Below are 10,683 nucleotides of genomic sequence, written 5' to 3' on the forward strand. Positions count from 1 at the left end.
AAATCAAGATAAGCTTTTCTCAATATTATAACATGATTAAATAAATTAATAAATAAATTAAATTAATATTTTTTATTTTTTATATATAAATAAAAAATAATAATAGCTGCCGAAACACTAACATTTAAAGAATTAACCATACCTTGCGTCGGAATACTAACTAAATAATTACATTTTTTTTTTAACAAAGAACGTATTCCTATGCCTTCGTTACCTAATATAATAACTAAAGATTGATTTAAAGGAATAGTATTTAAATTATTATCTATTCCGATTTCGGTCCCAATAATTATAAAATTAAATTTTTGCATAGTTAAAATGGTTTGATATAAATTGCAAACTAAAAAAATATTAACATATTCTAAAGCACCACTTGAAGTTTTAGCTACTGTACTATTTAAAGGAACCTGATGTTTGTTGCTTACAATAATTCCATCAAAATCACTTGCTTCTACAGTACGTATAATTGCTCCAAAATTATGAGGATCTTGAATAGCATCCAAAATTAAAAATTTAACTATTCTATCTGATTTGTCCTTTAAATATTGCAATAAATCTTTTCTATATAAATAATCTTGAACTTCTGCTACTACCCCTTGATGATTATTATTTTGAACTTTATTATTTAGTTGATGTTTATCTAAATAACAATAATTCGGATAATGACGTAATATAAAATTTAAAAAAACTTTATCTTTCATAAGAGGATTAATATATAAAAAATAAATTTTTCTTTTAGCTTTAAGAGCTTCTTTAATTATGTTTTTACCATAAATAATTACCATATCTATATAATTCTTTCGAAATTTCTAAACTCAATCTTATTTCTTAATTCGGAATAAAATTAACAAATTAATCATTAATAATATAATAAAATCAAAATATTTAATCAAAATAAAATCCCAAATAGCAGTCGCAATTTCAGAAATAAAAGGTATCTTCCAAACAAAAATAATCAATAACAAAGAAAAAATAAACATAATACTGAAAAATAAAATTATTTTAAATTTATCAAAAGGAAAGCAATTCATAAATAAAATACTAGCGAAAATAAAAGCAGTTATTAAAGTTAATAAATAAGAGATTTGATAATGAGATTGAAAACTATTAATTTTTCCTGTATATAAAGTTAATATCAAAATATAATTAAAACTAATTAATAAACCATAAATTCCTGATTTTTTTAAAACATCACTAATAAAGAAATTATTTAAAGGTTTATAATTAGATTCTAAAGATAAGAAAAAAGAAGGTATACCGATAAAACAAATATCAATAAAATTTAATTGTAATGGAGTAAAAGGGAAAAAAATTAAATTCTTGCTAAAAAAATTATTAATTATTGTAATCCAAGCTAATAAAAAAGTAAAAATAGTTTTAGTTAAAAAAACAACAGAATTTTTTTCTAAATTATTAATTAATCTACGACCTTCTAAAAAAACAGATGGTAAAGAATCAAATTTAGAATTTATTAAAATTAAATTTGCAACATTTTGAGCAGCTTTACTTCCTGAAGCCATAGAGATAGATAAATCAGATTCTTTAAAAGCTAAAATATCATTAACTCCATCTCCAATCATAGCAACTTTTTGATTATTATTTTTAAAACAAGAAATTAATGTTTTTTTTTGTTCCGGAGTAGCCCTGCCAAAAACATCATATTTATTAGATAAATCACATAATTTTTCAGATTCTATATTAGTTAAATTAAGAGATTTTTCCTTAACCGAATTGATCAAACCAATTCGTTGAGCTATATAACCTGTAGTAAAAGCATTATCACCAGAAATAATTTTTATTTTAATACCTAAATTTTGAAAATACTTAATAGTTTCGTAAGCATCTTTTTTAATAATATCTTCTAACAAAATCAAAGATATAACTTGATAATCAGTATTATTATCGATATTAAATAAAAGATCATTGGTATGAACTAATAACAATACTCTATAACCTAAATTAGTATATTTTTTTAAATCTTTTTCAAGAATCTCATTTGTTTGTTTTAATAAAAATTCCGGCGCACCTAATAAAAATGTACCTAATTCTTCAAATTCAATAGCACTATATTTTCTTATACTAGAAAAAGCTTGTAGATTTTTTACTTTATAAATGTTTTGAGAATTCAAATACTCATTAAAATAATTATATAAGGCTTTTTGAGTAGGATTATTATCGATAGAAAAATGTTGAACAAAATTAGCCATTAAAGAATATACATTAATATTATCATCAGTAGAATATTTTAAAATTTTTTTAACATTCATATTACCATCAGTAATAGTACCAGTTTTATCTAAACACAATATATTTATTTGAGACAACATTTCAATGCCTAACAAATCTTTCATATAAGCTTTACGTTTAAATAACTTGATAAAACCTAAAATAGAAATCATGCTCATTAACAAGGATAATCCAGAAGGAGTCATACCTAACATAAAACCGCATATTCCTAATAAATGTTCATCATTCAAATGATAAAAATTAAATTTATATGAACAAAATAAAATTATAGTAGTAGATATTGTGGCAAAAAAAATTAATTTCACTAACATTGAAAATGTTTTCATTAAGGGGGTTTTTATTTTTTGATATTTTTTAGCTTGTTTAATCAAATTAGAAACATAAGTATCTTCGCCCAAAGAAATAACATCAGCATAAGCTAAACCTGAAATAACATAACTACCAGAATATACAATATCACCTGTTTTTTTTAAAACTGATTTCGATTCCCCTGTTAAAAATGATTCATTTACTTCTAAAATTCCATGTTTGACACAAACATCTGCTACAATTTGATTGCCTAATCCCAATATTAAACAATCACCTAAAACCAAATTAGAATTCGAAATTTCTATAACACAACCATCCCGAATAACTTTAATATTATTCGGTAAAATTAAATTAATTTTATCCAAAGTTTTTTTTATTTTAATTTCTTGAACAATACTAATGATAATATTTAAAGAATTAACTATTAAAAAAAAGAATTGATCATAACGTCGCATTTTCCAAATAATAATAACAATCACAAGTAATAACAAATTTAGACATGTAAACAAATTATTACAAATGATGCTCAAAATATTTTTATCATTATTGATTGATTTATATTTTTTTTGATTTTTAAATCTTCGAGTTACTTCGTAAGTAGTAAGTCCAAAATGACTTAAATCTTGATTTAAGAAATCATTAATTGCAGAATTTTCCAAACTTGTTTTATTAATATCGTTATTCATATTTTCACCTGCTCCGAAATAATAATTACTTAAAATTTATTATCAAATAAAATTCTGTTGCAATAAAATATTTCTAAAAAAATCTGCTTGATCGAAGTCTTTTATTTTTTTAGCTCGCTGCCATAAATAATAATATTCAATCATCTGTTCTGTAACATTATTGAAAATAATAGAAATATCTAAATTATTTAAAATATAAATTAAAGTATAATATAATTCAGATAATACCTGCAAATTACTTATATTTTTAAAAATATTTTTTAACATTTTTTCAATTAAAGTAACAATATTAGGAGTATCCATATCATTCTTCATAAATTTATGAAATTGTTTTAAATAAATTTTATTTATTTCGTAATTATAAAAATTATTTATTATTAGTGTAAAATTCACTTTGTTTAAAATTTTTAACATTTTAAAATACTTGACTTTAATTTCATTAATCAATTCTTGAGTATAATTAATAGGTTTTAAATAATGAAAATGACAAAACAAAAATTTAATAATATTAGAATCTTTAATTTCAGCCAATAAATCTTTTACTAGAACAACGTTATTCAAAGATTTACTCATTTTATGATTATGATAATTAACATGTCCTATATGCATGAAATAACGAGCTAAGGGTTTACCATCACTAGCCATAAATTGAGCTTGTTCATTTTCATGATGAGGAAATTTTAAATCATGACCTCCACCATGAACATCAATGGTGTTTCGGAAAATTTCTCTAATCATGACTACACATTCAGTATGCCATCCTGGACGACCTAAAAACCAAGGACTAAAATAACGAATACCGATATTAGTTTTTTTCCATAAAACAAAATCTTCGGAATTTTGTTTCACAAAAACATTTTTCTTATTAATATTTGTATACAATTTATTAATCTTTTGGCCACTTAAACAACCATAATTCATAATATTATTATTACAAAAATAAACACCTTCATTAGTCAAATAAGCATACTTTTTTTCCAAAAGTAAACTAATATATGAAATCATTTGATCTATATAATTAGTAACCAAAGGAAATTGATCAATTCCATGAATTTCTAATTTATCTAATAAATAAAAAAATTGTTTTTTGTAATAATCAGCTATTTGTTTCTCGGTACTTTTATTTTTGTTAGCAACTTGAATAATTTTATCATCTAAATCAGTAATATTAACAACTAAAAAAACTTTAAAACCTATAGATATTAAATATTTTTTTAATAAATTAAAAAAAATTAAAGATCTAATGTTACCTATATGAAGATGATCATATACAGTAGGACCGCAAACATAAATGTTAACTTGTGAATTATTTAAAGAATAAAATTCCTCTTTTCTACCAGTTAAAGAATTATAAAATTGTAACATCAAAAAACCTTTTTATATCTTTATTTTTTTAAACCTACAAACGATTTAATTATTTATAACAATAAAAAAAAATAACGTTGTTTTAATAAAATAACTAATCAAAAATTAATTTAAATTTCTCTAAATTTTTTAATACTTTTAAACCTACAAACGATTTAATTATTTATAACAATAAAAAAAATAACGTTGTTTTAATAAAATAACTAATCAAAAATTAATTTAAATTTCTCTAAATTTTTTAATACTTGGTTTTTACCTAAAAGCTCCAAATAATCAAACAAATTAGGTCCTTGCGATTGACAAGTACATAATATTCTAACTGTTTTAAATAAAATTTTTAAATCCATATCAAAATCCTGTTTTAAATTTAAAATTATTTGTTTTAATTCAAAAGATTTAAAAATATCTAATTTATGAAACATTTCCGACAAAATAGGTATCAATTCATAACCTTTATGTTCGGTTAAAAAAAATTTTAATTCATAGGTAACCAAATGTTCAGTAACGAAAAAAAACCTATACAAATCAATAATTTCCTGAATATAATATATTCTATCATGCAACAAAAAAACTAATTTACTTATCCGATCATGTTCTAAATCAATTTGAAATTGTTTAAAAAAAATTTTAGCCTTAGCAACTAATTCTTCTAAAGATAATTTTTTTAAATATTCTCTATTAATAAAATTTAATTTTGAAATATCAAAAACAGCGGGATCTTTGCTAAAACGTTTTATATCAAATAAATTAATGATATTTTCTTTATTTAAAATAGTTTGATTCGTGTTTGGAGCAAATCCTAAAAAAAACAAAAAATTCAAAATTGCTTCAGGTAAATAACCTAAATTCCTATATTGTTCAATAAATTGAATCACATCATCACAATTACGTTTACTCATTTTTTTTTTATTTTGATCTAAAATTAAAGACATATGAGCAAAATTAGGAATTTTCCAATTAAACGCCTTATAAATCATTATTTGTTTCGGAGTATTAGTAATATGTTCTTCTCCTCGTAAAATATGAGAAATTTTCATTAAATAATCATCTATAACAACAGCATAATTATAAGTAGGATAACCATTTTCTTTTAATATAATCCAATCTTCAATATCTTTGCTAGCAAAACTAATAGGACCACGAATCAAATCTACAAAAGAATATTGTTGATCTTTAGGCACTCTAAAACGCACTACGTAATCATTTTTATTACTATGAGAATAAACCTTATATGCTAATTTTTTTTCTAACAATATTCTTGTATATTTATCATAAATAGATAGTCTTTCCGATTGTCGATAAGGTCCATAAGATCCTCCGACATCAGGACCTTCAGACCAATCAAAACCTAACCATTTAAGTTGTAATAATTGTTTTTCTTCACTACCAATTACGTTACGAAAAACATCCGTATCCTCTATACGAATAACAAAAGAACCTTTAAAGACATGAGCAAATAAATAATTGAAAAATGCTGTTCTAGCATTACCGATATGTAATCCATTACCAGTTGGACTCGGCGCATAACGAACTCTAACAGATTCCATAATCATCCCCTTTTTATCAAAACAAAAATAACTAATTAATCAAAAAATTAACGTTTAGAAAATTGAGGACGAGCTCGTGATTTTCTATAACCAGGTTTTTTTCGTTCTACAATACGCGCGTCCCTAGTTAAAAATCCTGCTTTTTTTAAAACACTTCTTAAAGAGGGTTTAGCTTTTAGTAAAGCTCTAGAAATTCCCAAACGAATAGCTTCTGCTTGAGAAGTAGATCCTCCTCCGTAAACGATAACTTTAATATTGTAATAATTTAATTCATTAGTTAATTTTAAAGGTTTTAAAATTTCTGAACGATTAATAGGAGATGATATATATTTTTCGAAATCTCTGTTATTAATTACAATATTGCCCGATCCAGTTCTTAAAATAGTTCGTGCAACAGAAGTTTTACGTCTACCAGTGCCATTGAATTGTATTATTGTCATAAAATTATTAAACCTCTAAAATTTCTGGATTTTGAGCATTATGTTTATGAATATTATCGGCATAAACAAACAACTTCTTTTTTATTTTTCGACCTAATTTATTTTTAGGCAACATACCAAAAACTGCTTTTTCAATTATTCTATTAGGAAATTTTTGCATCATTTCCGTAAATTTTACTTGAGTTAAACCGCCTGGGTATCCTGAATGTCTAGAATATTTTTTTTGATGAATTTTCCCCCCTGTTAAAATAACTTTTTTAGCATTAATAACTATTACATAATCACCATTATCAATATGAGGAGTATAAAAAGTCTTATTTTTCCCCATTAAAATAGCAGAAATTTTAGTCGCTATTCTTCCTAAAATTTTCTGATTAGCATCGATAATATACCATTTTTTTCTAAAAGAATTTTCGCTAATGCTAATAGTACGATTCAAATCATTTAAATTTTTATTAAAAAACACTGAAGTAGTATTATTAATCATAAATTAAAAAATCTCCATTCAAGACAAAATTAAGAAAAATATTTTATTCAAATAATTTTATATAATTAAAATCCATCTATAAGCTAAAAATAAAGATATGAAAAATAAAAAAACATTCTCATTCATTGCAAAAAATAAATTTCATGCAAATTAAAAATTATAATAGCTAAAAAATTTAATCCAATATATAAAAAATATCAATAGAAAATTCTAAAATTGCAAGATAAATCCTCATAAAACAAATATAATCAAATTATATTAAAATCAAATAAGAATGTCAAGTATCTTTCGAATATCTTTCCAAAAATATAAAAAATAAAACTTATACAATAATAAATTAAAAACAAATTAAAAACTAAATTCCCAAAATATTTTTTTAATATAAAAAAATACAAATTATTATTGTATAAATTTTAACTTAAAACTGGAGCGAATGATGGGAATCGAACCCACATATCTAGCTTGGAAGGCTAGAGTAATAACCATTATACGACATTCGCATAAACGGAAATAAATCAAATTATTAATAATAAAATGGTCGGGAAGACAGGATTCGAACCCGCGACCTCCTGGATCGTGATAGAATTATTGCGTTTCATGAAAGTTTCATTATTACAATAAGCCCCACACAACACCGTACAAACAAGTTTCCAAGTATACGGCGTTTAAATAATTTTATTTAAATTTTCCTAACCTATAAAGTTTAAATTAAATTTATTTAAAATTTAAATTTTATTAAAGTTAGATGTCATTAAAGTATATAAAAATTATCTTTTCCCTTTCGCCTTGTGATTAGCTTTCCTAATCTCTTAAATGGGTTCATGCAATAAGAATATTCCAAAACTTATCTTGAATACACCATGACTACTATGGTTTTGCTTTTCCCTTGCCGCTTCTTCAATAAAAATTTAAAATTTTTCTCGAAAAAATATCATGCAGTTTAGGGAGATAGAAGTTACTCTAAAATATTTACCCAATGACCTTAGGCGAGATAACCTAAAACCAAATATTTTTTATACAAAAATAAACAAATAATAGGCGAATCTTACAAATTAGTCCTTTTTAGTTTAACACAAAAAGGTGATAATTATTTTAATCTTGGGACCAAATTAAAATAAAACTTCAAAATTACTAATCATTATAATAATTTTGCTCGAATAGTCAAATAGATTTCTTAATTCTCTTAGACTCTAATAAGAGTTTGTCCATAGTCATCATTCAACTTGCGCAAACTTTTTGTAAAAGTATTTTTTACTCAATGCGCTTTTATATCTTGCTATAATCAATTAATCTTTCGATATAATCAACCAGATATATGTTGCGTCACATTATCATAATGACGATGGGTGGTTAAACCACTAAATATTTTAGGCATCTTTCTCGCCCTCCCAAACCAGGCGCTCTAACCAAGCTAAGCTACTTCCCGACAAAAATAAAAAATAATGGCACACCCAAGAGGATTTGAACCCCCAACCTTCTGAATCGGGATAGATTAAATCGGTTTAAAAAGTAAATTATCAAATTCACTTTTGTATTCGAAATTAGCCTCCCACAGAACCGGACAAGTAAGTTTCCAAACATCCGGCTCCTAACATCTATTATTTCTTTGTTATTTGAAAAATAAATAAATTATTTTCCTAATTTATATTTAAAATAAACAGTATATTTTTTTTAATTTTTTGTTGAACCGGTTTAGGTTTATATCGATTTTAAACATATTATCGATGGATTTGAATTAAATTATGTTGTTATAAAAGAAAAAATATTAAAGAATCATAAAATCTCCATCTAATCCGGATTTTCCTAAAAAAATTTAACAATAAATTTAAATTAAATAAATAATAAACCTAAATAATTTTTTTATTATTTTATATATAAATTTTTTTAAGATTTAATTTTTTACAAAATATTTAAAAATGAAAATTGATACAAATTAATTAAAATTATTTACTGTCAATTATTAAACTGTCTCAAATACAAAAAACTAAAAGATATTGAAACTTTTTCGCCTTGTAAAGGTTATTATCCTTCTCCTTGATAGGGTTATCCTAAAATATTCCAATTTTAGTATTATTTCTATGACTACTCTAAGTTCCGCTTTTCCCTTGGATCAGCAACTAGCTGTTTTAAGATTTTTTTTAAAATCTCTCTTTAGGGAGATCAAAGTTACTACATAATTCTACGCGAAATTTTAGGTTCAGTTTACCAATTTATTTTTAAAATTGAGGTGTTTATGTGTTTTTTGTTTTTTAATAAACACATAATAGATAGTTGTTTGAAGAGTTAGTTTAACTAACTTTATAGATAATTAAAAGATACTACGAATCTATATCCTTTACCTTCAAAATCTTGGTTATTTTTATCAATATCTTACCGAAGATGTCTCTGAAATGACCATACTTTTTAACTGATTAGGGATTTTCACCTTTTCCTTAACTTCTGGTCTCGCGAAAACTTATTGACTAGATATTTCATCTCATCCCGCTTGCGTGCTTTTGCTATTGTTAATAATTCTTTCGAAATAATTAACCAAGCCCACCTTATGGTGTTTACGTGACCTCTTGTAATTATCGTACAAGGCTATTCGTTAAATAGCAGAATTATGCGCATCTTTTGCGCCCTCCGTAGTCAGATGCTCTATCCGGTTGAGCTATGGGTGCAAATTTTAAAATAAAATAAAATTTAATGGTGACCCGTACGGGATTCGAACCCGTGAATGCATGCGTGAAAGGCATGTGAGTTGACCATTTCTCCAACGGGCCTAATTTAATAAATTTATTATAATATAGCTTAACAAATTTTCAATAAATAAAAATAAACACTAAAATAAAAAATTAAATATTAAAGAAAATTTTCAAATTCAATCAAATTTAAAAATAAAAATATTTACAAAATATAATTAAAATTAAACATTTTGAACTAATTAAACCGCTTTTTATTTTAACAACATTATCTATTAAAGTCAATATTAAAATAATCATTTTATCCAACTTAATTGCTTTTAAAATTAGATAATTCTAACCTTCAAAGACTTTAAAGAGAAAAAATATATATCTCTTATCAATAATAAAATTTTTATAAAATATTATTTTCAAAAAATTTTTATGTTAGAATTAATCTTGTATAAGATTAAAATAATCAACATTTATAATAAGTTTTTAGCTTTTTAATCTTACAAATGAAAGGATAAATTTTATAAATATGCTTAAAGTTATAAATAATATAAAAAAAAATTTTAACATTAATAAAACATTAATTGTTTTAATGTTTGTAATAACATCATTATTTACTATTAATTACATAACTTTAAATTCAAATTTTTCATTCCAAGCTAGTATACAAACAGAAGAAAGCGATGATATATTACAATATTTAACAAAAATGAGCAATAATCCGATAATACAACAACAACAAAACAAGGAATTGCTCGATCAATGCACTAATTTATTAAACGAATACAACCAAATCAAAAAAGGTGCCAGCAGCCGCGGTAAGACATAAGGGGCAAGTGTTATCCGGAATTATTGGGCGTAAAGGGTGCGTAGGCGGTCTAGTAAGTCAGTGGTGTAATGGCAACGCTCAACGTTGTCCGGCTATTGAAA

Annotated in this window: 6 protein-coding genes, 2 tRNA genes and 1 rRNA gene; 1 reads left to right on the forward strand and 8 read right to left on the reverse strand. The window is 23.9% G+C overall.

Annotated elements, in window-relative coordinates; translation table 11 throughout:
* Positions 1 to 62 precede the first annotated feature (62 nt).
* The 8 genes from rlmB to OC698_RS00470 all read right to left on the reverse strand — a co-directional run bounded on the left by rlmB (position 63) and on the right by OC698_RS00470 (position 9,843).
* A complete protein-coding gene (rlmB, locus tag OC698_RS00435) occupies positions 63 to 785 on the reverse strand; it encodes a 23S rRNA (guanosine(2251)-2'-O)-methyltransferase RlmB (RefSeq protein WP_304512790.1) in 723 nt (240 codons plus the stop codon).
* A gap of 36 nt (positions 786 to 821) precedes the next feature.
* Positions 822 to 3,242 carry an HAD-IC family P-type ATPase gene (locus OC698_RS00440; RefSeq protein WP_304512791.1) on the reverse strand — a complete coding sequence of 807 codons (2,421 nt, stop codon included), beginning with the start codon at positions 3,240 to 3,242 and terminating at the stop codon, positions 822 to 824.
* 42 nt (positions 3,243 to 3,284) lie between these two features.
* A complete protein-coding gene (gene cysS, locus OC698_RS00445; protein WP_304512792.1) occupies positions 3,285 to 4,607 on the reverse strand; it encodes a cysteine--tRNA ligase in 1,323 nt (440 codons plus the stop codon).
* 203 nt (positions 4,608 to 4,810) lie between these two features.
* Entirely contained in the window at positions 4,811 to 6,154 is a 1,344-nt protein-coding gene (gene gltX, locus OC698_RS00450; protein ID WP_304512796.1) for a glutamate--tRNA ligase, read from the reverse strand.
* A 47-nt stretch (positions 6,155 to 6,201) separates the two neighbouring features.
* Complete coding sequence (rpsI, locus tag OC698_RS00455; protein WP_304512793.1) at positions 6,202 to 6,594, reverse strand: 30S ribosomal protein S9; 393 nt, start codon at positions 6,592 to 6,594, stop codon at positions 6,202 to 6,204.
* A gap of 7 nt (positions 6,595 to 6,601) precedes the next feature.
* Entirely contained in the window at positions 6,602 to 7,081 is a 480-nt protein-coding gene (rplM, locus tag OC698_RS00460) for a 50S ribosomal protein L13 (protein WP_304512794.1), read from the reverse strand.
* Between the two features lie 425 nt (positions 7,082 to 7,506).
* A tRNA-Gly gene (locus tag OC698_RS00465) sits at positions 7,507 to 7,581 on the reverse strand.
* A 2,186-nt stretch (positions 7,582 to 9,767) separates the two neighbouring features.
* Positions 9,768 to 9,843 (reverse strand) — tRNA-Glu (locus tag OC698_RS00470).
* Positions 9,844 to 10,434: 591 nt separating this feature from the next.
* On the opposite strand from OC698_RS00470, the gene OC698_RS00475 reads away from it, so the two are divergent.
* A 16S ribosomal RNA gene (locus tag OC698_RS00475) occupies positions 10,435 to 10,683 on the forward strand; the annotation flags it as partial.

The sequence above is a fragment of the Candidatus Phytoplasma gossypii genome (assembly GCF_030586975.1).
Classification (GTDB): Bacteria; Bacillota_I; Bacilli_A; order Acholeplasmatales; family Acholeplasmataceae; genus Phytoplasma; species Phytoplasma citri.

Bases quoted from the DNA above. Each gene is read 5' to 3' on its own strand.
- cysS (WP_304512792.1), bottom strand. From the start codon at position 4,607: ATGTTACAATTTTATAATTCTTTAACTGGTAGAAAAGAGGAATTTTAT.
- rlmB (WP_304512790.1), bottom strand. From the start codon at position 785: ATGGTAATTATTTATGGTAAAAACATAATTAAAGAAGCTCTTAAAGCT.
- OC698_RS00440 (WP_304512791.1), bottom strand. From the start codon at position 3,242: ATGAATAACGATATTAATAAAACAAGTTTGGAAAATTCTGCAATTAAT.
- gltX (WP_304512796.1), bottom strand. From the start codon at position 6,154: ATGGAATCTGTTAGAGTTCGTTATGCGCCGAGTCCAACTGGTAATGGA.
- rplM (WP_304512794.1), bottom strand. From the start codon at position 7,081: ATGATTAATAATACTACTTCAGTGTTTTTTAATAAAAATTTAAATGAT.
- rpsI (WP_304512793.1), bottom strand. From the start codon at position 6,594: ATGACAATAATACAATTCAATGGCACTGGTAGACGTAAAACTTCTGTT.